Origin of the sequence: Streptomyces sp. NPDC047028, assembly GCF_040644095.1 — a bacterium.
Taxonomy (GTDB): Bacteria; Actinomycetota; Actinomycetes; order Streptomycetales; family Streptomycetaceae; genus Streptomyces.
The window spans coordinates 31,733-55,196 of the sequence record NZ_JBEYVS010000023.1 but is presented as its reverse complement, the minus strand read 5'-3'; the positions used below and the strand labels follow the sequence as shown (position 1 = coordinate 55,196).

The following is a 23,464-nucleotide window of genomic DNA, read 5'->3' as shown; positions in this document are numbered from 1 at the left end:
TGCCGCGCCGCGCGCCGGTGGGCGGTCCGACCCGTCGTCCTCCGACTCCTGCCGCGACGGCGCCTGACCGGCCGTCAGCCGGCCCGAGTCCGACCGCACCACCACGCAGGAGGAGGCGACGCACGTGACCCAGGACCGCGCCGGTGAGGCGGCGGAACGGCTGATGCGCTCGGCGCAGTACTTCTTCCCGGGCGAGCAGTCACCCGACCGGCGGATCCTGTACCGCGAGGGCGGCCGCGCGGCCGAGGAGTTCTACCGCGAACGCTGGCGGCACGACCGCGAGGTCCGCTCCACGCACGGCGTCAACTGCACCGGTTCCTGCTCGTGGAAGGTGTACGTCAAGGACGGCATCATCACCTGGGAGACCCAGGCCACCGACTACCCTTCCGTCGGCCCCGACTCCCCGGAGTACGAGCCCCGCGGCTGCCCCCGCGGCGCCTCCTTCTCCTGGTACACGTACTCGCCCACCCGGATCCGCTACCCCTACGTCCGCGGCCCCCTGCTCCAGCTGTGGCGGCGGGCGAAGGCCGAGCACCCCGACCCGGTGGAGGCCTGGGCGTGGCTGACCGCAGACCCCGAGCGCACGTCCGCGTACAAACGGGCCCGCGGCAAGGGCGGCTTCGTGCGCGGCACCTGGGCGGAGGTGACCGAACTGATCGCGGCCGCGCAGGTGGACACCGTCAAACGGTACGGCCCGGACCGGATCGTCGGGTTCTCCCCGATCCCGGCGATGTCCATGGCGTCGTACGCCGCCGGCACCCGGTTCCTGTCGATGATCGGCGGCACCATCTCCTCCTTCTACGACTGGTACGCCGACCTGCCGATGGCCTCCCCGCAGGTCTTCGGCGACCAGACCGACGTACCGGAGTCCGGCGACTGGTGGAACGCCGGCTATCTGATCGTGTGGGGCACCAACCTGCCCGTCACCCGCACCCCGGACGCCCACTTCATGACCGAGGCCCGCTACAAGGGGCAGAAGGTCGTGGTGGTCTCGCCGGACTACGGCGACCACACCAAGTTCGCCGACGACTGGCTAGCCGCCGCGCCCGGCACCGACGGGGCGCTGGCCATGGCGATGGGCCATGTCATCCTCAGCGAGTTCTACCGCGACCGGCAGGTGCCGTACTTCACCGAGTACGCCAAGACCTACACCGACCTGCCGTTCCTGGTACGGCTGCGCGAGCGGACGGGGGAGAAGGGGACGGCGTACGTCCCGGACAAGTTCCTCACGGCCGCCGACCTGCCGGACCTGCCCGGCCTGTCCGACCCGCCCGGCCGCGATGACGAGGCGGCCGAGTTCAAGACCGTGCTGCTGGACGCGCACACCGGCGAACCGGTCGTCCCGAACGGCTCGCTGGGCTTCCGCTGGCCCGGTGAGACGGACTCCCCGGACCCGCGCTGGAACCTCCGCCTGGACGGCGTCGACCCGCTGCTGTCCCTGCACGGCCGCCCCGGCGCCGAGCCGCTGCCCGTGGACCTGCCGCGCTTCGACGCGGGCCCCGGCGAGTCCGGCGGCACGGTCCGGCGCGGTGTGCCGGCCGCGCGGATCGGGGGCCACCTGGTGACCACGGTCTTCGACCTGGTCCTCGCCCAGTACGGCGTCGGCCGCGAGGGACTGCCGGGCGAGTGGCCCATCGGGTACGACGACGTGGCCACGCCCTGCACCCCGGCCTGGCAGGAGACCCTGACCGGGGTGCCGGCCAAGGCCGCGGCCCGGGTCGCGCGGGAGTTCGCCCGCAACGCCGAGCGCACGCGGGGCCGCTCGATGATCGCGATGGGGGCCGGCACCAACCACTGGTTCCACTCCGACCAGATCTACCGGGCCTTCCTGTCGCTGGTGATGCTCACCGGCAGCCAGGGCGTCAACGGCGGCGGCTGGGCGCACTACGTGGGCCAGGAGAAGGTGCGGCCGCTGACCGGCTGGTTCCACCTCGCCTTCGGCCTGGACTGGCAGCGGCCCACCCGGCACATGGTCGGCACCCCGCTGTTCTGGCTCGCCACCGACCAGTGGCGCTACGAGGCGTTCCCCGCCGATGTCCTGACGAGCCCCCTCGGCCAGGGCACCCTCGCCGGCCGCACCCTGCCGGACTGCAACGCGCTCGCCGCCCGCCTCGGCTGGATGCCCTCCCACCCGGCGTTCGACCGCAACCCGCTCGACCTGTGCGACGAGGCCGAGCGGGCCGGCAAGGACGTCCAGGAGCACATCGTCGAGGAACTGAGGGCGGGCAGGCTGCGGTTCGCCGCCGAGGACCCCGACGACCCGGCCAACTTCCCCCGCGTCCTGCTCATCTGGCGCGCGAACCTGTTCGCGTCGTCGATGAAGGGCCATGAGTACATGCTGCGGCACCTCCTCGGCACCGACGACGCCGTCACCGCCGAGGAGACACCGCCGCACCTGCGCCCGAAGGACGTCACCTGGCGCGAGCGGGCGCCCGTCGGCAAACTCGACCTGTCGGTGGCCGTCGACTTCCGGATGACCAGCACCTGCCTGTTCTCCGACATCGTGCTGCCCGCCGCGACCTGGTACGAGAAGCACGACCTGTCCTCCACCGACATGCACCCCTTCGTGCACGCCTTCAACCCGGCCATCGCGCCGCCCTGGCAGACCCGCAGCGACTTCGACGCCTTCCACACCATCGCCGCCGAGTTCTCCCGGCTCGCCGCAGTCCACCTCGGCACCCGCCGGGACGTGATCGCCGCGCCGCTCGCCCACGACACCCCGGACGAACTGGCCCAGCCGCACGGCCGGGTGCGGGACTGGAAGGCGGGGGAGTGCGCGCCGGTGCCCGGCCGCACCATGCCCAAACTGATCGTGGTGGAACGCGACTACGCGGCCGTCGCCGAGAAGATGGCCGCCGTCGGACCCCTGCTCGACACGCTCGGCACCACCACCAAGGGCCTCACCTGGAAACCCGGCGAGGAGATCGCCTACCTGCGCTCCCGCAACGGCACCGTGCGCGGCGGCGCCGGCGACGGACGGCCCTCCATCGCCCGGGACGTCCAGTTCTGCGAGGCGATCCTCGCGCTGTCCGGCACCACCAACGGACGGCTCGCGGTCGAGTCGCTGCGCGCACTGGAACGCCGTACCGGAGTCGAACTGGCCGACCTCGCCGAGGAACGCTCCGGCGACCGGATCACCTTCGAGGACACCCGCACCCAGCCGCGCGCCGTGATCACCTCCGCGGAATGGTCCGGCACCGAGTCCGGGGGCCGGCGCTACTCGCCGTTCACCGTCAACGTCGAACGCCTCAAACCCTGGCACACCCTCACCGGCCGCCAGCACTTCTTCCTCGACCACGACTGGATGGCCGAGTTCGGCGAGCAACTCCCCGTATATCGGCCGCCGTTGAATGTGCTCGGCCACTTCGGCGACCCGAGCCGCTCGCCCGACGGCCGCCCCGAACTCGTGGTCCGCTACCTGACCCCGCACTCGAAGTGGTCCATCCACTCCGAGTACCAGGAGAACCTGCACATGCTCACCCTGTTCCGCGGCGGGCCGGTGATCTGGATGAGCCCGCTGGACGCGGAACGCATCGGCGTCGCGGACAACGACTGGATCGAGGCGTACAACCGCAACGGCGTCGTCGCCTGCCGGGCCGTCGTCACCCACCGCATGCCCGAGGGCACCGTGTTCATGTACCACACCATGGACCGGCATCTGAACGTGCCGCGCACCGAGACCTCCGGACTGCACGGCGGCGGCGACAACTCCCTCACCCGCCTGCTGGTGAAACCCACCCATCTCATCGGCGGCTACGCCCAGTTCTCGTACGGCTTCAACTACATCGGCCCCACCGGCAACCAGCGCGACGAGGTCACCGTCATCCGGCGGCGCGGACAGGAGGTGCAGTTCTGATGCGCGTCATGAGTCAGATCGCCATGGTGATGAACCTCGACAAGTGCATCGGCTGCCACACCTGCTCGGTGACCTGCAAACAGACCTGGACCAACCGCTCCGGCTCGGAGTACGTCTGGTTCAACAACGTGGAGACGAAGCCCGGTTCGGGCTATCCCCGCCGCTACGAGGACCAGGAGCAGTGGAAGGGCGGCTGGAAACTCGACCGGCACGGCAAGCTGAGGCTGAAGGCCGGCGGGCGGCTGCGCAAGCTCCTCACCCTCTTCTACAACCCCGACCTGCCCTCCCTCGACGACTTCTACGAGCCGTGGACGTACGACTACCAGAGCCTGACCACGGCCCCGCTGTCGGACGCCTTCCCCAGCGCCCGCCCCAAGTCGCAGCTCACCGGCCGGGACATGCGGCCCGTACGCGGCCCCAACTGGGACGACGACCTCGCCGGCTCCGGCACCCACGCCGCCGCCGACCCCAACCTGGAGGGCATGGCGGAGCAGGTGCGCATGGAGTTCGAGCAGGCGTTCATGTTCTACCTGCCGCGGATCTGCGAGCACTGCCTCAACCCGTCCTGCGTCGCCTCCTGTCCGTCCGGCGCCATGTACAAGCGGGCGGAGGACGGCATCGTCCTGGTCGACCAGGACCGCTGCCGGGGCTGGCGGATGTGCGTGAGCGGCTGCCCGTACAAGAAGGTGTACTTCAACCACCGCACCGGCAAGGCCGAGAAGTGCACCTTCTGCTACCCGCGCATCGAGGCGGGGCAGCCCACCGTCTGTTCCGAGACCTGCGTCGGCCGGCTCCGCCACCTCGGCGTGATGCTCTACGACGCCGACGCCGTCCTCCAGGCCGCGTCCGTCACCGACGAGAAGGACCTGTACGAGGCCCAGCTGTCGGTGTTCCTCGACCCCCACGACCCCGAGGTGCAGGCGGCCGCCGCCCGCGACGGCATCGCCCACGACTGGATCGAGGCCGCGAAGCGCTCCCCGGTGAACGCCCTCATCACGAAGCACAGGGTGGCGCTGCCGCTCCACCCGGAGTACCGCACCATGCCGATGGTCTGGTACGTGCCCCCGCTCTCCCCGGTCGCCGACGCCGTGCACGCCACCGGCTACCACGACGACGACCCCGACCGGATCTTCGCCGCCATCGACTCGCTGCGCATCCCCATGGAGTACCTGGCGAACCTGTTCACCGCCGGCGACACCACCGTCGTCGAGGGCGTGCTGCGCCGGCTCACCGCGATGCGCGCCCACATGCGCGCCCAGCAGCTCGGCGACCCCGTCGACCACGACCTGCTGGCCTCCGTCGGCACCGACGCCGAGGGGATCGAGGACCTGTACCGGCTGCTCGCCATCGCCAAGTACGACGACCGCTACGTCATCCCACGCGTCCACGCGGAGGGCACCGGCGCCCTGATGGCGCAGCACTGCTCGCTGGACTACCCGGGCGGCGGCGCCGACTACGCCGACCACGACCAGGACCAGCTCGGCACCGCACCCCCCACGCTGCCCGGCCTCTCCGCGCCGCACGGCGGCAGCCACTTCCGCGACGACGAGGGTCAGGTCCGCTTCAACCTGCTCGGCTGGGACGGCAGCGGCCGGGCGCCCGGCCTGTTCGGCGAGGAGGGCGCGAAGTGATCCGCCGCCGCATCCGCCCCGCGCGCCACGCGCCCGGCGACAGCCCGCTGCTGCACCGCATCGCGTCGATCCTGCTGCGCTACCCGGACGAGACGGTGCTCGGCCGGCTCGACGAGGTGACCGCCGCGCTCCCTGCCCTCGCCGACGCTGCCGACCGGGACCGGCTGGCCCACGTCACCGGCGCACTCCGCGCGCTGACCCCGACGGCGGCGGCCCAGGGTTACGTGGAGACCTTCGACCACACCCGGCGCCGCAGCCTGCACCTCACCTACTACCGGCACGGCGACACCCGGGCCCGCGGCATGGCCCTGCTCGCCCTCAAGCACGTCTACCGCCAGGCCGGCCACGAGCCGCCCGGCGCCGAACTGCCCGACTTCCTGCCACTGGTGCTGGAGTTCGCCTCGCTCGCCCCCGAACCCGGCCGCCGGGTCCTGCTGCAGTGCCAGTCCGGCCTGGAACTGCTGCGCGGAGCCCTGCGCGACCGCGACGACCTCTACGCCCCGGTCCTCGACGCGGTCTGCGGCCGGCTGCCCGCACCGCGCGGACGCGACCGGGACACCCTGCGCCGGCTCGCCACCGAGGGGCCGCCCCGCGAGGAGGTGGGCCTGGAGCCCTTCGCCCCGCCCGAGTACATGGGCGCGGCCCCCACCGAGCGTCCGGGGGCACCCTCCGCGTCCACCTCACCCCTCCTGCCGACGAACGGAGACGGCGTCCGATGAGTTCCTGGGACCTGTGGTGGTGGGTCATCCTGCCCTACCTCGCCCTCGCCACGTTCGTCGTCGGCCACGTCTGGCGGTGGCGCTACGACCAGTTCGGCTGGACCAGCCGCTCGACCCAGCTCCAGGAGGGGCGGCTGCTGAAGTGGGGCGGCCCGCTGTTCCACTACGGCACCTTCGCCGCCATCGCCGGGCACGTGCTCGGCATCCTGGTCCCCGAGTCCTTCACCCGCTGGCTGGGCATCCCCGAGGACACCTACCGCTGGTTCTCCTCGATCGGCGGCACCGTCGCCGCGCTCGGCGTGATCCTCGGCGTCGCCGTCCTCGCCTTCCGCCGCACCACCGTGCCCCGGGTGCGCGCCACCACCAGCCCCGTCGACTGGCTCGCGCTGATCCTGCTCGCGATCGTCATCGTGCTCGGCATCATCCCGACGATGGGCATCAACCTGTTCGGCGCGGGCTACGACTACCGGCAGAGCGTCGCCCTGTGGTTCCGGGGGCTGTTCGCCGGCAACCCCGACGTGCACGCCATCTCGCACGCCCCGCTGATCTACCAGGTCCACGCCACCGCCGCCTGGGCGATCCTCGCCGTGTGGCCGTTCACCCGGCTCGTGCACGCCTGGAGCGTCCCGGTGTGGTACCTGTGGCGGCCCTTCGTCCTCTACCGCACCCGCGTCCCCGCCCACCCCACCGAGCCCGGCACCAGCGGCCGCCGCTGGCGGCGCATCGGCGTGCGCTACTGAGCCGCGCTGCGTGGTGGCCGTGAGCCGTACCGCCGGGCCGCCACGGCCTCCTGGCGGGCGATCAGGATGGAGCCGCACCATTCCATGCCGAGCCAGAGGAAGGTGAGGGCGCCCGCCACGGCCGCCGACGTCGCCGGGCCGAGCCGGCGCTGGGGGCGCTGATCACCTACTGGGCGGGGCAGGTCGTCGCCCACCGGTTGCAGGCCACCCGGGTCCGCCTGCTGGACCTCTTCGCGCCGTACGGCAGCGGTCACGCGGCATGACGGCGCCCGGCGCTACCCGCCGGGCTCAGCCGTTGCCGGTCCGGTCGACCACGGCGGTCTTGGAGTACCCGTGCTGCCAGGCGGCCTTCGCCCCGGAGTCGCCGATCCGGTACACGTCCACGACCGCGCCCGCGGCCACCCCGACGCAGAGCACCGTCGTCACGACGCGGAGCGGCAGCGAACGCCGCGACGGCACGGAGGCTGTCCCCACACCGGCGGTCCCGGTGCCGATGGCCGGCCGGCGGGTCGTCCACCAGAGCACCGCCGCCAGCACGAACAGGCCCCCCGCCCACGGGAGGAGCCCGTCGCCCAGCTCGGCGTGCCTGCGGACCAGGGCGTCGCTGCCGACGTGCGCCTCCAGCCACTCCCCGGCATGCGTGGCGAGGGGAACGCTCGCCAGCGTCACCAGGGCCAGCAGCGGCAGCACGATCCCCATGCGGCGGGCCGCGCCCGGCCATATCGCGCCGGCCACGAGCGCCAGCGCGGTCAGCGGCACGAGGACGACCACGAAGTGCACGAACAGGACATGGGCCGGCAGACCGCCGACCACGGTGAGGCTCATCGGGCGTTCCTCCAGAAGGCGACCACGGAAGCCGGCCGGGCACGGCGTGGCGTCCCGGCCGGTGGGGCGCGTCAGCCTCGCACAGCAATCTCTGAGGATCTTCTGAACCGGGTCCGCGACCGCGGATCGCCGCCCGGCCGCTCCGGGCCGCGAGGGCTCCGGCCAGGCGGAACCGGCGGCCCGGTGCGCACCATGGGAGAAGCGATCGGTGCAGTCAGCGAAGGGAGACCGGCATCATGGTCTGGGCATCATGGACGACCCGCGGCGTCTTCACCGGGCACGGAGGGGCCCGTACCGACGAAGCGGGGATCGTGGCGGGCGACCTGACCGTCCACACCACCTGGGACGGCCGTGAGGCCGACGTGACGGTCCAGTACACCGGCACCTCCGAGTGGTTCACCCTCACGGGAAGCCCCGTGCCATGCCACTCCGAGCGGCGCAGCCGCGATCTGCACCAGTCGGCGGTGGCCGCCGTCAGGGCGGGCGGCGGAGCCGTCCTGGCCGCCGTACCGTCCCGGCAGACCGCCCACGAGACGGGCTGACCGCCCGCGTGGCCGGAAGACCGGTGCGTCCGCGCGCTCAGCCGGTCCCGCGCCGTTGGCGAGCCCGGTACCCGTCCAGGACGTCCTGGCGCAGCAGGAGGCCGAAGCCGGCCGACTCCAGCCGCAGCCCCAGCTGCGCCTCCTCGATGCCGAGGCCGGCCGCCGTGTCCGCCAGGTGCCAGTCGTGCGCGGCGAGCCTGCTGAGGAGGTGCCCGCGGCGGACCTGGCCCTCCGAGAGGCGGAACGTCTTGAGGTAGGCGATCCTGCCCGTCTCGTCGCTGACGGCCTCCCCGATGTGGTTCTCCCGCCCGGGCCGGAACCCCGGCAGGAAACGCGACAGCGTGAAGCGTCCCATCCGGTACACCCGCTGCCAGGTGTACGCCTCCTCCAGCAGCCCGGCCGCCATGGTCGTGTCGTGGAACCGCGTCCAGGCGTCCTCCTGCTCGCGGACCGCCTCGCGCAGGTCGGCCAGCGAGCGGACGCGGGCGTCCGGGACGCGGGCCCGGAAGTCCGGTACCGGTGGCATCAGCGTGGCGTAATGGTGGACGAGTTCGCCGTACAGGTCCCGCAGGAGCGTCGCGTGCAGGGCGCGGTAATCGTCGGGGTGCGGCACCGCGAACGCGGCGGCGAGCGCGTCGGCGACGTACACCAGGACACCGCACTGACCGGGGTGGATCTCGAAGACGCGCAGGGCGTCGGCGAGTCCGCGCACGTCGGCACCCGTGTACGCCTCCTCGACGCGCGGGGAGAGCCCCCGGCGGACCGCCCGCTGCGACCACTCGTCCCAGACGACCGACGGGCCGCCGAAGTGCAGCGCCAGATAGCCCTCCAGCGCCAGGTGCAGGGGCAGGAACCGCAGCCGGCCCCGGGCCTCGCGGCGGGCCGCCCGCCCGTGGAAGCGCAGGCCCATGGTGGCGGCGGGGGCCGCGTCGCCGTCGGCGGACAGCTGGGTGCCGTAGGCGGCGGCGGGCGTGCCGTCGCGGGTCCATGTCGCGACGAACCCGTGCGGGACGTACGAGATACAGGCGTGCCGCCGGCCGACGTCGACCAGTCCGGCCGCGTCGCCGTAGAGCCGCGCGCCCAGGCGGAGGTCCTCGACGGGTTCGTCCCGCACGAGCGGCACCAGCCGTACGGCACCCCACACCTGAGAGGGGCGGGCGGCGAGGCCCGTCAGGTCCAGGGTGGTCATCGTGCCCGCTCCTGACGTCGTACGCCCGGCATCCGCTCCGCACGGGAGTCCAGGTAGGCCATCAGCTCGGGCAGGCCGGTCCGGCCCTCCGCGAACCGGGCGAGTTCCACCAGGGCGGGCAGGTCCTCGGCGTCCCGGACGCCGGCGGTGGGCACCGTCGGGGACAGCCGGCGCACGTCGAAGCCGTCCGCGTCGTACACCGGGTTGAGATGCACGACGGCGGTACGGCGGCCGGGATCGAGCCGGGTCCGCCAGACGCGCAGCACCTCGCCGGCCAGCCCGGGAGGCGCGTTGTCCCACCCGTCGGAGACGATCACCAGCCCGGACGGGGCGGTGTCCAGTGCGTCCAGGATCCGCCGGCCCAGCGGCGTCGGCCCGTACGGACGGGCCGTCAGCGCGTCGGTCCGGCCGGACGTCCACAGCCCCGTGTAGTGGCCGGCCAGCGCCGCGAGCAGGTAGTGGCAGGCCAGGGCGACGGCCAGCGGCCGACGGCGCTTGTGCGCCGAACCCGACGTGGACCAGCTGTCGTCCAGTACGGCGGCGACCCGGCCCCAGCCGCCCCGGTGGGCCCCGGCCACCCGGTCGGCGGCCGCGCGCAGCGCCCGGGTCAACTCGGCGCGCCTGTCCCGGCGTTCGTCGACCGGCAGCGACAGCACGTAGGCCGCCAGCCGGGTCAGCGGCATCCCGGTCAGGTCCGTGGGGAGGCCGGTGGCCCCGCGGGCTCGCGCGGACTCCTGAAGCCGCAGGGTCTCCAGGCGGGTCAGCCGCGGCGCCATGCGCTCCAGGAAGGCGTTCCGGGGGACGCCGTGCCGGGCGGCGAAGCCCTCGGCCACCGTGTACGGCAGCTCGTACAGGGCGCCCTGCTCGTGGTGCGCCCGCCGCCACGCCTCCAGCAGGGGTGCCGCATACCGCGGGCGGGACCGGGGCGCGAACAGGAACGCGCCCAGCTCCTCCGTGGCCGGGGGCAGGTGCGTGTGGCGCAGGGCCTGCTTGAGACCGCTGCGGTACTTCACCGCGTCGAACGCGGGGTCGGGGCGGGCGGCCAGCCAGTCCCGCATGATCGCGCGGCTGCGGCGGTTGTTCACCCCCGCCTGGCGCAGGGCACCGAACAGCGCGTACACACGCTGGGGCGGCAGCGCCGCGAGCCGGGCCGCGATCAGACGGCCCTCGCGGCGCCGCTGCCCGGCCGTGGCCTCACCGGCGGTCTCCAGGAGCCGCCGGACGATCAGGGCCGCGTTGTGGTCGTTGATGTCGAGCGCGAGGGTCCCGGCGTACAGGTCACGGTAGTTGCCGAGCAGGTACGTGTGGAGGAAGTCCAGGGACAGCCGCTGTTCGTCCGCGTCGCTGTGGAACTCGCGCTGCCCGGTCGAGGTGATCGCCGCGTTCACGAACAGCAGCACGTCCTCCGCCGCGATCAGGTCCCCGTACGTTTCCATCCCGCTCTCCACCCCCAAGACATGGACGCCGGCCGGGGAATGGGGGCACGAGCTGCGAATCATCGCTTCATAGGCACGTTCCGGAAGTCGCACCGGAGTCCCGCGGCCGGCCCGAGGACCGTAACAGTGCAGGCCACGACCCCTCCACGGAATATCCTTGAACGAAGCCGGGCTTGTCCGGTCGCATCCGGGTACGCACCCTGCACGGGGGGACGGCACCGGACCGGCGGGGCGCACATATTTTTGAAGCATGCTTTACACAACGTGCGCAACTACGGCGCACACCGGTGTTGTCTGACAGGAAGCCGGGCCCGTCGGGGGCCGAGGAACGAGAGAGCGGGGCAGGGCGTGGGACGGCGCAAGGGCGGCATACGGATCGCACTCGTCACATGTGCGGTGCTGGTGGGGGCGACCGCCTGCGGCGGAGGCGGCAGTGACAAGGCGAGCGGGAGCGGGAGCGACGCGAAGCCGTCGGGCAAGCCGAGCGTGAGTGCCTCTCCGTCACCGAAGAAGCCGGCGGGTCCGCCGATGCTGCTGGAGACGATCACCCCGCAGACGGGGACCACCGTCGGCGTGGCCATGCCGATCTCGGTGGTCTTCTCCAACCCGGTGGCGGCCAAGGCACGGGCCACGGTGGAGAAGCACATGAAGGTGAGCGCCTCGCAGCCGGTGGCGGGCGCATGGCACTGGTTCGGCGACAAGCGCGCCGACTGGCGGCCGAAGAACTACTGGCCCTCCGGTACGAAGGTCAAGCTCGACGCCGACCTGACCGGTGTCGGCAACGGCAACGGACGCTACGGCGTGCACGGCTACACCCACACCTTCACCGTCGGCGACGACGTCCGCGCGGACGTCTCGGTGACCGGCCACACCATGAAGGTGACCCGCAACGGCAAGGCGGTGCGCACCCTCTCCATCAACGCGGGCAGCCCCCAGTACCCGACGTGGAACGGCACCATGGCCGTCATCGACAAGCAGGAGAAGGTCCACATGACCTCCTGCAGCGTCGGCATCAGCTGCGACAAGGGCAGCCCCAACTACTACGACCTGACGCTGCCCTGGGACGTCCACCTCACCCAGTCCGGCACCTACGTCCACTACTCGACCGGCGACCCCAACCCGGGCAGCGGCAGCGCCCGCGGCTCGCACGGCTGCGTCCACCTGTCCCTGTCGGACGCCAAGTGGTTCTACGGCCAGGTCAAGCAGGGCGACCCGGTCACCATCACCGGCTCCAGCCGCGCCAAGGCCTCGGCCGACAACGGCTACGCCGACTTCAACCTCGGCTGGGACCAGTGGCTCGCCGGCAGCGGCTCCGGGGAGGGGACGACCGGCACGCTGTGACCGGCGCGGGCCGGGGAGGCGCGGGTCGGTCACACCCGCGCCTCCCCGGCCGGCCGGAACACGTTGATCTGCACCCCGGTCTTCCCGACGGCCGAGGACACCAGTTCCCAGGTCCGCTTCTCCCCGTCCTCGGGGAAGACCGACTTGCCGCCGCCGAGCAGCACCGGCATGACGACGAGCTGCAACTCGTCCACGAGCCCCGCAGTCAGCAAGGCGCGCACCAGGGTGGGGCTCCCCATCACCGCCAGGTCCCCGCCGTCGGCCGCACGCAGCTCGCGCACCGTGTCCAGAGCCTCGGCCACCGGGACGCGCACGGAGTTGTCCCACGTCAGGTCAGAGTCGCCGAGCGTGTCGGAGACGACGTACTTCCGCAGGGAGCCCAGCCGGTCGGCGAAGGGGTCCCCGGCCCGCTCCGGCCAGGCCGCGGCCATGGTCTGGTACGTACGGCGGCCGTAGAGCAGCGCCGAGGCCTGCTCCAGTCCGGCGGCGAAGGCCCCGCCCACCACCTCCGGGTCGAAGAACGGATGCGACCAGCCGCCGTGCGCGAACCCGCCGTCGGTGTCCTCCTCGGGCCCGCCGGGCGCCTGCACGACTCCGTCGAGGCTGATGAACTCGGTGACGACAAGACGCATCTGATGCTCCCTGGATACGGCCGGGCCCGTCGTGGGCCGGCCACTCGCTGCGTGTACGGGACTGTAGACGGACCGGACGCCGGAAACTCATCGCAGCACAGTCATGGCCCGTGGCTCCCCGTCGCCGCGCTCAGAGCCGGACGACGACCAGGGCGACGTCGTCCCTGCCCCCGCCGGCCACCCCGAGACGGGCCAGCACCGTGTCGGCGAGCTGTTCCGCCCCCATACCGGCGCCCTCGGCGAGCACGCCGGTCAGGCGCTCCAGGCCCACGTCGATGTCCTCGTCACGGCGCTCGACGAGCCCGTCGGTGTACAGCACGAGGGTGCCGCCGGGCTCGTAGTGCACGCTGGCCTGCGGCCGCGGCACGTGCTGCGGCCGCGCGCCCAGCGGCGGGTCGGTCGCCTGGTCCAGGAGCTCCGTACGCCCGTCGGGGTGGACCAGGACCGGCGGCGGGTGTCCGGCACTGCTGTAGATGATCATCCGGCTGCGCCGGTCGACGATCGCCTTGACCGCCGTCGTACCCAGCGCGCCCTCGATCGAGCGGGCGTACAGCCCCAGGACCTCCAGCGCCTGAGCCGGGCGTTCCAGGGCGCGGATGGCCGCCGACAGGGCACTGCGCAGCATGCCCATGACGGCGGCGGCCTCCAGGCCGTGGCCGATGACGTCCCCGACGGCCAGCCCCAGCCGGTCCGGGGGGATGTCGACCACGTCGTACCAGTCGCCGCACACGTTCAGCGAACCCACCGCCGGCAGGTAGCGCACCACCACGTCATGCGGGTGGTGTGCCAGGTCCGGGGCGTGCAGCATGGCCTCCTGGAGGGTGACGGCGATCTCGCGCTCCCGGGTGTGGGCCCTGCGCAGTTCGTCGTTCAGCAGCTGCAGTTCCCGCGCCCGCGCGTACAGCTCCGCCTCCAGCGACTCGGTCACCTCCAGCTTCTTGCCGACGAGCGCGCCGGTGGGGTTCGCGGCCCGGTGGGCCTTGACGAACGCCGTCACGTCCTCCACCCGGTGGATGATCCACGCCACTTCGCCGGCCACTCCCGGCACGGGGGTGTTCACCGGGGACCACCAGCGTTCCTCGAAGGTTCCGGGCCGGCTCATGACGGGGATGTCGTACTTCTGCAACGCCATGGTGTCCGGCCTGCCGGTGGTCAGGACCCGGTGCAGGGACGCGCTCAGATTGCGCACCCCGTCGGCGTCCGGATCCCCGGGGTTGTCGGGGAACGCCTGGAAGACGTGCCGGCCCACCAGGTCCTCGCGCGTCCGGGCGGTCGCCTCCAGGTAGGCGCGGTTGACGTCCACGATCACGAGATCCGGGCCCAGCACCAGATAGGGGCTCGGCGTGGCGGCGAACAGGGCCGCGTGATCCACATGTGGTGCCATCTCGCCACTCCTCCCGCCCGTAGCGGCTGGTCACTGCCTTCAACCTAGGCTCCACGGGCCGGACCCGCCTGGTCGGGCGGCCGACCGGCCACTCCCCGCGCCCCGGCGTTTGTGCCGGGGCTGCCGCTGGCTGATCCTTGAAGGGAGTGGGCGGCCCCGCCCAGCGGCCGGGCGTTCGGCGAGGACGGACGTGTGATGACCACACAAGCGAGCGGTTCCGGGTCGGATGACATCGGGGACGGACCGCTGATCGCGCGGGCGGCCGCGGTCCTGGTGGACGACCGGGGGACGGTGACCGGCTGGAGCCCGGAGGCCGAACGGCTGCTCGGCCACTGCGCACAGGAGGTGCTCGGGCGGCCGATCACCGCGCTGACGGAGCGGCCCGGCGAGGAAGCCGACGCGGAGTGGTTCCTGCGGGCCCCCGACCCCGCGCGCTGCCTCACCGTCGTCTTCCGGACGCGGGCCGGCCGTCCGCTGCGGGTGGCGATGTCGTGCCGCGCACTGCACACCACGCCGGGCGGCTCCCTGCGGCTGCTGCTCCTGACCGACGCGGGGGAACTGGCGGAACGGCGGCTGCGGCAGGCCATGCTGCACGGCCTCGGCACACAGTCCACCGTCGCGCTCACGATCTACGGCCCCGACCTGCGCGTGACCTGGGCGAACGCGGCGGCCCGCAAGGAGGTGCCGGGGGAGGCGGCCACCCCGCGTCCGGGCCGCGGCGACGGCGAACCGCGGCCGGGGCGGAGCGAGGGGCGACCGTATCCCGCGAGCCGGGTGCCGTCCGGACAGCACCCGGACTCGGCCAGGCAACTCCTCAGGAGGGTTCTCGACACGGGGGAGACGGTCACCGGCCTGCAGTACCGGGGCCGCATCCCGGCCGACACCGGGCACGAGCACGTCTGGTCGCTCTCCTACTACCGCCTCCAGGACGCGGACGGCCGGCCACTGGGCGTGTGCGAGGAGTCGGTGGACGTCACCGACCTGCACCGTGCGCAGCAGCGGCTGGCCCTGCTGAACGAGGCCAGTGACCTGATCGGCAGCACGCTCGACCTGGAACGCACCGCGCAGGAGCTGGCCGAGATCCTCGTGCCGAGGGTCGCCGACTTCACCGCCGTCGACCTGCTCGGCGCCGTACTGGACGGCCGGGAGCCCGACGCCCGTGCCGCCTACCGGACGGGGGACATGCGCAGGGTCGTGCACCACTCCCTGCGGGAGGACCTGCCCGAAGTGGTCGTCACGGCCGGCGGGACGGTGGGCTACCCGCGCGGCTCGCCGCAGTGGGAGTCCCTGGCCTCCGGACGGCCGGTGCTGAACGCCGTACTCGACGTGGGGAGCCCGTGGCTCGTCCACGACGCCGTGCGCCGCGCACGCATGCGCGAGCTGGGCATCCACACCCACCTCGTCGTCCCGCTCCGGGCGCGGGGCGTGACGATGGGCGTGGCCACGCTGATGCGCTGGCACGACCCCGACCCGTTCTCCGCCGAGGACGTGCTGCTCGTCGAGGAGCTCGCCGCCCGCGCGGCCGTGTGCATCGACAACGCGCGCCGGTTCGGCCGGGAGCACCGGTCCGCGCTCACCCTGCAGGAGAGCCTCCTCCCGCACGAACTGCCGAGCCACGCGGCCGTGGCCGCCGCCTACCGGTACCTGCCGGCCGACACCGTGGCCGGAGTGGGCGGCGACTGGTTCGACGTACTGCCCCTGGCCTGTGCCCGCGTGGGACTGGTCGTCGGCGACGTCGTCGGCCACGGCATCCGTGCCGCGGCGACCATGGGCCGCCTGCGCACGGCCGTGCACACGCTGGCCGACCTCGACCTGCCGCCGGAGGAACTGCTCACCCACCTCGACGACCTGGTCACCCGCCTGTCCGAGGAAGCCGAGACGGCCTACCCCACGGGAACCGAGGGCATCGTCGGCGCGACCTGCCTGTACGGCGTCTACGATCCCGTCAACCGCCGCGCCACCTTCGCGCGGGCCGGCCATCCACCGCCCGCCCTCGCCCACCCGGACAAACCGGTGGAGTTCCTGGACATCCCCGCGGGCCCGCCGCTCGGCGTCGGCGGGATGCCGTTCGAACCGGCCGAGGTCGAAATCCCGGAAGGCTGCCTCCTGGCCCTCTACACCGACGGTCTGATCACCGCCTCCGGCTACGACCCGGACATCGGACTGGAACGGCTGCGGTTCGCGCTCGCCCACCCTGACCGCCCCCTGGAGGAGATCTGCGACACCATGGAGCGGACCCTGCTCCCGGACCGCCCCCGGGACGACGTCGCCTTCCTCGTGGCCCGGCCCTCCCCGCTCTCCGCCGCGGACGTCGCCTCCTGGGACCTCGCCTTCGAACCCGCGGCCGCCGGCCGGGCACGGGCGCTGACGATCGACCGCCTCACGCGGTGGCGGCTGGATGACCTCTCCTTCACCGCGGAACTCATCGTCAGCGAGCTGGTCACCAACGCCGTCCGGCACGCCCGCGGCCCGGTCGCGCTCCGCCTGATCCGCACCGAGAACCGGATCATCCTGGCCGTCCTGGACCACAGCAACACCTCCCCGCACCTGCGACGGGCGAGGCTCGGCGAGGAGGGCGGCCGCGGGCTGTTCCTCGTCGCCCAGTTCGCCCTGCGATGGGGCACGCGCTACACCACGGACGGCAAGGTCATCTGGGCGGAACTCCCCGTCCCGTCCGCATCACCGTCCCCGTCGACCTGACGGCGTCAGAGGGAGAACAACGCCGCCGCGTTGTCGTGGCACACGGCCCGCAGCCAGTCGCGGCCGAGTCCCAGCCGTTCCAGGGCCTGGAGCTGATGCACGTACGGGTAGGGGATGTTGGGGAAGTCGGTCCCGAGCAGGACGCGGTCGCCGAGGTCGGTGAGACGGGACAGGGCGCGGCGGGGGAACGGCATGAGCCCCTCGCTGAAGTCGGTGAACGCCATCGTCGTGTCCAGCCGCACCTCGCCGTACCGTTCGGCGAGGCCGAGGAACTCCTCGTACTCGGGCATCCCCATGTGCGCGACGACGAGGCGCAGTCGAGGGTGGCGTGCGAGCAGGCGGGCGACGGGCTCGGGGCCGGTGTGCTTGCCGGGTGCGGGCCCGGAGCCGCAGTGCATCACGACCGGCGTCCCGGCCTCGGCCAGCAGCCCCCACGCCTCCTGGAGGCGTTCGTCGGCCGGGTCGTACGCCCCCACCTGCACATGCGCCTTGAACACCCGGGCACCGGAGTCGAGGGCCTCGCGGACGTAGTGCTCGACGCCGGGTTCGGGGTAGAGGGTCGCGGTGTGCAGGCAGTCGCGGGTGCGCCGGGCGAAGTCCGCGGCCCAGCCGTTCAGCCAGCGCGCCATGCCGGGCTTGTGGGGGTAGAGCATGGAGGTGAAGGCCCGCACGCCGAACTCCCGCAGCAGGGCCGTGCGCTCCGCCTCCTCCTTCCGGTAGGTGATCGGCCACTCCAGCCCGCCGATCAGGGGGCCGTTGGCGTCGAAGTACTCCCAGACCTTGTGCAGGACCCGCTCGGGCATGAAATGGGTGTGGACGTCGATCAGTCCGGGCAGACCCAGACCGGTCCAGAAACGGCGGACCTCTACGGCCTCCTCGTTCACGGCGTCGCGCGGGGAACTCACCTGGGTGCTGCCTCTCTCTCGAACGGTCTGCGGCCATTGCCGGGCCGCGTTCCGGCTCGGCCCGAGCCTGTCACCCCTCGCCCACACCGGTGACTCCGGGTACCCGGAAGAGTGACATGCGGCGTGCCGCACGCGTGGCCGGGGATGCCTCTGGTACACGGCCTCGGCGGACGGGGCCCCGTCCCAGGAGTGGAGTGGTCGCCCTGCGTTCCAGGATGATGGCGTTGGCAGTGGGTTCGGCGGCCGTGGCGCTCCTCGGCGCGGCCGGGACGAGTACCGGCGCGCCACCTGCCGGCGCGGACCCCGCCCGGATACGCCCCTCGACACTGCACATGGTCAGCCTCGGCGATTCGTACGCGGCGGGCTACACCCGCCTCGCCGGCGGCCCCGCCGAACCCGACGAGCCCGGCAAGTCGGGCTGCGAGCAGACGCTGGAGTCGTACCCGTACGTGCTCGGCAAGGCATCGGCCGGCCTGCTCCGGCAGAGCCGCGACGTCACCTGCGGAGGGGCCACGACGGACAACGTCCTCGACACCCCCCAGCAGCCGGTGGGGCACGCGTCGCTCGACCGGTTCGGGATACCCCGGGCCGATCCGCTGGCGCCCTTTCCGAAGCGGCCGCCGCAGATCGGGGCCGTACGTCCGGACACCGACATCGTCACCCTCGGCATCGGCGGCAACGACTACTTCAGCCCCCTGGCATCCGAGTGCCTGCGAGCGGACGCGTCCAGCGACGCCCCGGACCACTGCCGGGACAACCTCGAGAACGGCGCGTACGCCGGTCTGGGCCTGCCCGCGGACGACCCGGACCTCGACGGGCCCAGGCGAGCACTCGCCGACAGGTACCGGACCCTGCTCGACGCGGTACACGCCAGAGCGCCGCACGCCCGCATCTACGTGATCGGCTACCCCTCAGTGATCCCGGCGGACCCCCGCACCTGCGCCCGCAACTCCCAGGAACTGTTCACCCTCGGCCGAGGGGACATCGGCTGGCTCGGCCGGCTCCTCGACGGAGTCGACGACGCCGTGGCCTCCGCGACGGCCGACGCGCACCGGCACGGCGTTCCGGCGGAGTTCGTCGACACCCGCCGTGCCACCCTCGGCAAGGACGCCTGCGCCCCCCGCGAGGTCAAGTGGGTGGAGGGCTACACCGAGAAGATCGGCACGATCGGCGTCGGCGGATGGGGAGACCCGGCGCTGATCCACCCCAACCGCCGCTACCACCAGTACGTCGCCGCACAACTCGCCCACCGCATCGGAGAAGACTTCGCGGTGCGGCTGCCCACGATCAGCCCGGCACCCGGTGGACCCGATGTCTGAGGAAACCGGGAGGACCGGCACGGTTCACTGTCCCTTCGACTTCAGCGAGGGCCTCGCCTTCGACCCGCTGTTCACGGAGCTGATGGCGAGGGGACCGGTGACCCGCATCCGTCTCCCGTACGGCGACTGCGACGCCTGGCTGGTCACGAGTTACGCCGGTGTCCAGCAGGTGACGACCGACCAGCGGTTCAGCCGGTCGGCCATCGTCGGCCGCGACTACCCCCGGCTGACACCGGAGCCCATCGTCTCGCCCGAATCGGTCAACATCGTCGATCCGCCCCGCAGCCGCCGGCTGCGCCACGCCGCCGCGCGGGCCTTCACCAAGAACCGGGTGGCCCGCATGAGGCCCGCCATCGAGCGGGTGACGGGCGAACTCCTGGACGGGATGGCCGCGCTCGGACCACCCGCCGACCTCGTCCAGCACCTCTCCGTGCGACTGCCGCACCACACCATCTGCGAACTGCTCGGCGTCGTACCCGCCGACCGGCCCGAACTGATGCGCCACACGCAGCAGTTGCTGGCCACGGCGCCGGCCGACCGGCGGGCGGCGACGGACGCCAAGCACCGGCTGCGGGCCTACTTCACCCACCTGGTCCGGCAGCGGCGCGCCGATCCCGCCGACGACATCGTCAGCGCCATGGCCGCGGACCCGCAGGAGCCGCTGGACGAGGAGGAACTGGCCGTCCTGGCGCTGACGCTGCTGCTCAGCGGCAACGACACCGCGACCTGCCAGATCAGCAACATCACGTACACCCTGCTCACCCACCCGCTTCGGTGGGCCGAACTGGCCTCTCATCCGGACCGGTTGCCCCGGGTGCTCGACGAACTCCTGCGCCTCATCCCGTTCCGCAAGGGCGTCGGCATCCCCCGTGTCGCCCTGGAGGACGTCGAGATCGCCGGAACCCGCATCCGCGCGGGGGACTACGTCCACGTCTCCTACCTCACCGCCAACCGTGATCCCGCGGTGTTCGACGACCCGCACGCCTTCGACCCGGCGCGTCCGCTGCGGCCCCACATGACCTTCGGCTGGGGCGCCCACCACTGCCTCGCCGAGCCCCTCGCCCAGGAGGAGCTGCGCACGGCCGTCACCTCCCTGCTCACCCGCTTCCCCCACCTGCGCCTCGCCGTCCCCGAGAGCGACATCCGATGGGACACGTCCACCATCCGACGCTTCCCCGTGGAGCTGCCGGTGACCTGGTGACGCGGGCCGCGGCAGCCAAAGCCCCGGTCACGCGAACGCCATGACCGGGGCCCCGGGCTCAGCTGCGTCGGACGGCGCCGGGCGGCACTAGTTCCGGTACCGGAACACGATCCGGCCGCGCGTCAGGTCGTACGGCGGGAGCTCCACCAGCACGCGGTCCTCCAGCATGATCTTGATGTAGTTCTTGCGGATCTTGCCGCTGATGTGCGCGAGGACCTGGTGGCCGTTCTCCAGCTCCACGGTGAACATGGCGCTGCGCAGACACTCGACGACCCTGCCCTCGACCTCGATGACGTTCCTGTTCCTGGTCATCGCACCAACTCCAGGTTGCTGCTCACCGGACGGGCGCCGATGCTCGCGAAGAGCGCCGAGGCCGCCTGGTTCGACTCCTGGACCTCGGCCCAGGCCGTGGCGGACCCGGCGCGGTGCAGCGTGCCCAGGGCGTGCGCCAGCAGCGCCCGCGCGATGCCGCGGCGCCGCTCGCCGGCCCTGACCGCGACCAGCCCGATGCGCGGCCGCTTCACCTTCACCACTCTGATCAGGCCCAGGTAGCGGTCCGGCCCCGCGGCCACCGCGTACTTGGACGGGTCGACGACGGTGTCCCCTGCGGGGTGGGGGATCACCTCCGCGGGCATCGAATGCCACCCGACGGTCGCCCCGACCTCGTCCCGGATCGCGCGGTCCACGGCCCGCAGCAGAGCCTCGTCCGCCCGGCCGACGGGCACGATCGCCACCCCGGGGGGCGGCACGACCGCTTCGAGCCCGGTGAGCCGCGGGTCGGTCGGGACGTCGTACTCCCACTCGCGGCGCCGGATCCTGAACCCGGCCCGCCGCCAGCCGGCCGTCTGCTCGACGTCGGCTTCGTCGACCACCGTGTACAGCGGTGCCGGCAGTTCCGCGGCCATCGCCTCGGCGAGCCGGTCGAAGGCGGCGTGGTGCCAGGCGTCGACGCTCACGAACAAGCGCCCGTCGCCCCGGTGTCCCGCATAACCGCGGCCGACGACCAAGTCGTCTTCCAGAGCGTGCCATTGCCCGTCCGCGACACGCGTGATCCGCACCGCGTTCTCGCTCGGGCCGGATGTGCAAGGTTGTGAATGCATCGGAGTCTCCCTCCAGGAGTGCCTCGATCTCAGGCGCTCCCGGCGACACCGAACGTCAGCCGCCGGACCGTGACGGGATGAGGGAGCACCCATGGGTGACTGTGTTCACGGAGCTCACCTCCCTACGACGACTTCACGATCCACCGGCAAGGTAGCAGAGGGGCATCACCGCGCTCACCTCGATTTCCGGCCGGGCGCGCAGATCCCGGCGGACCCGGCCGGCGTGGTGTGCGCCGGCCGGGCCCGCGAGGTCAGCTGTGGGTCAGGAGCTGACGGACGACGTATCCGGCGGAGTCGACGCCGGTGCTGCCGCCTTCGACCAGGGCGGCGACGGCGATGTGGGAGTTGTAGGCGGTCAGCCAGCCGTTGGTGTGGTCGCCCTCCTCCGCGGTTCCGGTCTTGCCGCCGACCCCCGTCAGCCCGCCCAGGCGCGGCGCGGCGGTTCCGCCGGTGGCCACGGTACGCATCATGGACTGCAGGTATCCGGCCGTGCGGGCGGTGATGGGGCGTGGCGCGGTGTCCTGGTGCTGTCCCGGCAGGATGACCGGCTGCTTGAAGCCGGCGCCGCGCACGGTGGCGGCCACGGACGCCATGAACAGCGGTGTGGCCGTGACCTTTCCCTGGCCGATGAACTGGGCGGCCTGGTCGCCTCCCTGTGCGTCCGTCGGGATGCTCGGGTCGGTGGTGGCCACTCCGCCGCCGATCGACCAGCTGCCCATCCCGAACACGTTCACGGCCTCGTCGTGCAGTGCGGAGGCGTCCCCGCCGTGCACCAGGTAGTGGAACCCGTCCTTGATGAAGGAGGTGTTGCAGGAGACGGTGAACGCCTGCGCGATCGTGGAGCCGGGATTGGCCCGCACACCCGAGTCGTTGTGGAAGGACTGGCTGTTGGCGACTATGGAGTCCGTGCACGGCGCGGGACTGCTCGGTGTGAGGCCCGCCTGGTCGAACAGGGCGGCGGAGGTGATGATCTTCATCGTGGAACCGGGGGACTTGATGCCCCTGATGGCGATGTCGCCGTCCGAACCCGTGTGGGCGATCGCGAGGATGTGCCCGTTCCTCCAGTCGAGCGCCACCGTGCCGGCCGCCTTCTGACCCAGGTGACCGTCCTTCACGGCGTCCTCGGCCACGGTCTGGAGGTGCGCGTCGATGGTCGTTCTGATCACCGGCGTCTTCCCCTGGGAGAAGACCCGGAGCGTCTTCACGCCGCTGCCGTCGGCGTCGACCACGGCCACACCGGTGCCCGTGGTGCCACCGGTGGGCTTGGCGTGCTTTCGGATGGTCGCCGCGATGTCCCGCAGTGAGGCGAACGTGGACAGATCCGTCCTGCCGTCGCTCGCGACGACCTTGGCGTCGTCGGCACCGGCGGGAATAGTGCCCGCGGTCAGGGACTGGCCCTCGCCGAGGCCGGGATGGAGCACCGAGCTGTTCCAGTGCACGGCCAACTGGCCGTCCGTGTTCTGCAGTACCGCCACCGCGCCCGGGTAGGTCCAGGTGCCGCCCGCCACCTGTGCAGACACCTTGAAGGTGATCCTGGTGGCGCCCGGCGTCGCCGTCGACCGTCCCGCCGACGCGACCTGTGCGAAGGTCAGCTTCTTCAGGTGCAGCCCGCCGGCGTACTTCTGGAGTCCCTGGGACGCTGGGCCGGGTGCGTCCGTGTTGTGCGCCGCGTCGTCGAGGTGATGTCCGGACCAGTTGTCCAGGAACGTCCGGGCCATCTTGACGGCCTTGGCACCCGTCGGCGGCACGGTCGACGTGGCCGCCGGGTCGAAGGTGTGTTCCGCATCCGTCCAGTCGCTACCCGTGTCTCCGGAGGTCAGCCCGTGGACGACGTTGTAGGCGCCGATTCCCCCCGTGACGAGCAACGCTGTGCACGCGCCGGCGAGGCCGATCTTCACAGCTTTGTTCATACGGTGGATCGTATGTTTGTTTGCACTGTGCACG

18 protein-coding genes and 1 pseudogene are annotated in these 23,464 nt (G+C 72.4%); 10 read left to right on the top strand and 9 right to left on the bottom strand.

The genetic code is table 11. The features are described 5' to 3' along the window. The first annotated feature begins 163 nt into the window (after positions 1 to 163). From ABZ854_RS21175 to ABZ854_RS21155, 5 genes and pseudogenes are all read left to right on the top strand, one after another. The gene (locus ABZ854_RS21175; RefSeq protein WP_361213191.1) at positions 164 to 3,856 is read left to right on the top strand and encodes a nitrate reductase subunit alpha; all 3,693 of its coding nucleotides are present in this window, start codon (positions 164 to 166) and stop codon (positions 3,854 to 3,856) included. Then, positions 3,856 to 5,487 carry a nitrate reductase subunit beta gene (gene narH / locus ABZ854_RS21170; protein ID WP_361212999.1) on the top strand — a complete coding sequence of 544 codons (1,632 nt, stop codon included), beginning with the start codon at positions 3,856 to 3,858 and terminating at the stop codon, positions 5,485 to 5,487. The genes ABZ854_RS21175 and narH overlap by 1 nt, the downstream gene beginning before the upstream one ends. Beyond that, the gene (gene narJ / locus ABZ854_RS21165; protein ID WP_361212996.1) at positions 5,484 to 6,206 is read left to right on the top strand and encodes a nitrate reductase molybdenum cofactor assembly chaperone; all 723 of its coding nucleotides are present in this window, start codon (positions 5,484 to 5,486) and stop codon (positions 6,204 to 6,206) included. Before narH ends, narJ begins: the two co-directional genes overlap by 4 nt. Beyond that, positions 6,203 to 6,946 (top strand): respiratory nitrate reductase subunit gamma, encoded by a 744-nt coding sequence (gene narI / locus ABZ854_RS21160; protein ID WP_361212993.1) that lies wholly within the window; start codon positions 6,203 to 6,205, stop codon positions 6,944 to 6,946. The genes narJ and narI overlap by 4 nt, the downstream gene beginning before the upstream one ends. Before the next feature lie 170 nt (positions 6,947 to 7,116). Continuing rightward, positions 7,117 to 7,209 (top strand): annotated as a pseudogene (locus ABZ854_RS21155) (regulator); the annotation flags it as partial. Positions 7,210 to 7,234: 25 nt separating this feature from the next. On the opposite strand, the gene ABZ854_RS21150 reads toward ABZ854_RS21155, so the two are convergent. Beyond that, positions 7,235 to 7,771 carry a DUF2231 domain-containing protein gene (locus ABZ854_RS21150; protein WP_361212990.1) on the bottom strand — a complete coding sequence of 179 codons (537 nt, stop codon included), beginning with the start codon at positions 7,769 to 7,771 and terminating at the stop codon, positions 7,235 to 7,237. Positions 7,772 to 8,007: 236 nt separating this feature from the next. Between ABZ854_RS21150 and ABZ854_RS21145 the strand changes: the two genes are divergently transcribed. After that, on the top strand, positions 8,008 to 8,313 hold the full coding sequence (locus ABZ854_RS21145) for a hypothetical protein (RefSeq protein ID WP_129305337.1): 306 nt from the start codon (positions 8,008 to 8,010) through the stop codon (positions 8,311 to 8,313). A gap of 37 nt (positions 8,314 to 8,350) precedes the next feature. Here the strand turns inward: ABZ854_RS21145 and ABZ854_RS21140 are convergent, their stop codons facing one another. Beyond that, on the bottom strand, positions 8,351 to 9,502 hold the full coding sequence (locus ABZ854_RS21140; protein WP_361212987.1) for a hypothetical protein: 1,152 nt from the start codon (positions 9,500 to 9,502) through the stop codon (positions 8,351 to 8,353). Continuing rightward, complete coding sequence (locus ABZ854_RS21135) at positions 9,499 to 10,938, bottom strand: hypothetical protein (RefSeq protein WP_361212985.1); 1,440 nt, start codon at positions 10,936 to 10,938, stop codon at positions 9,499 to 9,501. The genes ABZ854_RS21140 and ABZ854_RS21135 overlap by 4 nt, the downstream gene beginning before the upstream one ends. A 348-nt stretch (positions 10,939 to 11,286) precedes the next feature. On the opposite strand from ABZ854_RS21135, the gene ABZ854_RS21130 reads away from it, so the two are divergent. Beyond that, positions 11,287 to 12,279, top strand: a complete 993-nt coding sequence (locus tag ABZ854_RS21130; protein WP_361212982.1) for a L,D-transpeptidase — start codon at positions 11,287 to 11,289, stop codon at positions 12,277 to 12,279. Positions 12,280 to 12,308: 29 nt separating this feature from the next. On the opposite strand, the gene ABZ854_RS21125 is transcribed toward ABZ854_RS21130, so the two are convergent. Together ABZ854_RS21125 and ABZ854_RS21120 are read right to left on the bottom strand one after the other, a co-directional pair. After that, positions 12,309 to 12,911, bottom strand: coding sequence for a dihydrofolate reductase family protein (locus tag ABZ854_RS21125; protein ID WP_361212979.1), 603 nt, complete (start codon positions 12,909 to 12,911; stop codon positions 12,309 to 12,311). A gap of 130 nt (positions 12,912 to 13,041) precedes the next feature. Further along, entirely contained in the window at positions 13,042 to 14,295 is a 1,254-nt protein-coding gene (locus ABZ854_RS21120) for a SpoIIE family protein phosphatase (RefSeq protein WP_361212976.1), read from the bottom strand. 195 nt (positions 14,296 to 14,490) lie between these two features. Here ABZ854_RS21120 and ABZ854_RS21115 point away from each other — a divergent pair, with 195 nt between their 5' ends. After that, positions 14,491 to 16,995 carry a SpoIIE family protein phosphatase gene (locus ABZ854_RS21115; RefSeq protein ID WP_361212973.1) on the top strand — a complete coding sequence of 835 codons (2,505 nt, stop codon included), beginning with the start codon at positions 14,491 to 14,493 and terminating at the stop codon, positions 16,993 to 16,995. Positions 16,996 to 17,000: 5 nt separating this feature from the next. Here the strand turns inward: ABZ854_RS21115 and ABZ854_RS21110 are convergent, their stop codons facing one another. Continuing rightward, on the bottom strand, positions 17,001 to 17,900 hold the full coding sequence (locus ABZ854_RS21110) for an amidohydrolase family protein (protein ID WP_361212970.1): 900 nt from the start codon (positions 17,898 to 17,900) through the stop codon (positions 17,001 to 17,003). A 230-nt stretch (positions 17,901 to 18,130) separates the two neighbouring features. On the opposite strand from ABZ854_RS21110, the gene ABZ854_RS21105 reads away from it, so the two are divergent. Together ABZ854_RS21105 and ABZ854_RS21100 are read left to right on the top strand one after the other, a co-directional pair. Beyond that, the gene (locus tag ABZ854_RS21105; RefSeq protein ID WP_361213188.1) at positions 18,131 to 19,219 is read left to right on the top strand and encodes an SGNH/GDSL hydrolase family protein; all 1,089 of its coding nucleotides are present in this window, start codon (positions 18,131 to 18,133) and stop codon (positions 19,217 to 19,219) included. Next, positions 19,212 to 20,420, top strand: coding sequence for a cytochrome P450 (locus ABZ854_RS21100; RefSeq protein WP_361212967.1), 1,209 nt, complete (start codon positions 19,212 to 19,214; stop codon positions 20,418 to 20,420). The genes ABZ854_RS21105 and ABZ854_RS21100 overlap by 8 nt, the downstream gene beginning before the upstream one ends. Positions 20,421 to 20,507: 87 nt before the next feature. On the opposite strand, the gene infA is transcribed toward ABZ854_RS21100, so the two are convergent. The 3 genes from infA to ABZ854_RS21085 form a co-directional block, all read right to left on the bottom strand. After that, entirely contained in the window at positions 20,508 to 20,732 is a 225-nt protein-coding gene (gene infA, locus ABZ854_RS21095) for a translation initiation factor IF-1 (protein ID WP_152167066.1), read from the bottom strand. Further along, positions 20,729 to 21,520 (bottom strand): GNAT family N-acetyltransferase, encoded by a 792-nt coding sequence (locus ABZ854_RS21090; protein WP_361212964.1) that lies wholly within the window; start codon positions 21,518 to 21,520, stop codon positions 20,729 to 20,731. The genes infA and ABZ854_RS21090 overlap by 4 nt, the downstream gene beginning before the upstream one ends. Before the next feature lie 251 nt (positions 21,521 to 21,771). Continuing rightward, positions 21,772 to 23,430 (bottom strand): penicillin-binding transpeptidase domain-containing protein, encoded by a 1,659-nt coding sequence (locus ABZ854_RS21085; RefSeq protein WP_361212961.1) that lies wholly within the window; start codon positions 23,428 to 23,430, stop codon positions 21,772 to 21,774. Positions 23,431 to 23,464: the final 34 nt, after the last annotated feature.

What these genes read in the sequence shown, in the direction of transcription:
- ABZ854_RS21175 (WP_361213191.1), top strand. Translation starts at nt 164, where the DNA reads ATGCGCTCGGCGCAGTACTTCTTCCCGGGCGAGCAGTCACCCGACCGG.
- narH (WP_361212999.1), top strand. Translation starts at nt 3,856, where the DNA reads ATGCGCGTCATGAGTCAGATCGCCATGGTGATGAACCTCGACAAGTGC.
- narI (WP_361212993.1), top strand. Translation starts at nt 6,203, where the DNA reads ATGAGTTCCTGGGACCTGTGGTGGTGGGTCATCCTGCCCTACCTCGCC.
- ABZ854_RS21150 (WP_361212990.1), bottom strand. Translation starts at nt 7,771, where the DNA reads ATGAGCCTCACCGTGGTCGGCGGTCTGCCGGCCCATGTCCTGTTCGTG.
- ABZ854_RS21145 (WP_129305337.1), top strand. Translation starts at nt 8,008, where the DNA reads ATGGTCTGGGCATCATGGACGACCCGCGGCGTCTTCACCGGGCACGGA.
- ABZ854_RS21140 (WP_361212987.1), bottom strand. Translation starts at nt 9,502, where the DNA reads ATGACCACCCTGGACCTGACGGGCCTCGCCGCCCGCCCCTCTCAGGTG.
- ABZ854_RS21135 (WP_361212985.1), bottom strand. Translation starts at nt 10,938, where the DNA reads ATGGAAACGTACGGGGACCTGATCGCGGCGGAGGACGTGCTGCTGTTC.
- ABZ854_RS21125 (WP_361212979.1), bottom strand. Translation starts at nt 12,911, where the DNA reads ATGCGTCTTGTCGTCACCGAGTTCATCAGCCTCGACGGAGTCGTGCAG.
- ABZ854_RS21120 (WP_361212976.1), bottom strand. Translation starts at nt 14,295, where the DNA reads ATGGCACCACATGTGGATCACGCGGCCCTGTTCGCCGCCACGCCGAGC.
- ABZ854_RS21115 (WP_361212973.1), top strand. Translation starts at nt 14,491, where the DNA reads ATGACCACACAAGCGAGCGGTTCCGGGTCGGATGACATCGGGGACGGA.
- ABZ854_RS21100 (WP_361212967.1), top strand. Translation starts at nt 19,212, where the DNA reads ATGTCTGAGGAAACCGGGAGGACCGGCACGGTTCACTGTCCCTTCGAC.
- infA (WP_152167066.1), bottom strand. Translation starts at nt 20,732, where the DNA reads ATGACCAGGAACAGGAACGTCATCGAGGTCGAGGGCAGGGTCGTCGAG.
- ABZ854_RS21090 (WP_361212964.1), bottom strand. Translation starts at nt 21,520, where the DNA reads ATGCATTCACAACCTTGCACATCCGGCCCGAGCGAGAACGCGGTGCGG.
- ABZ854_RS21085 (WP_361212961.1), bottom strand. Translation starts at nt 23,430, where the DNA reads ATGAACAAAGCTGTGAAGATCGGCCTCGCCGGCGCGTGCACAGCGTTG.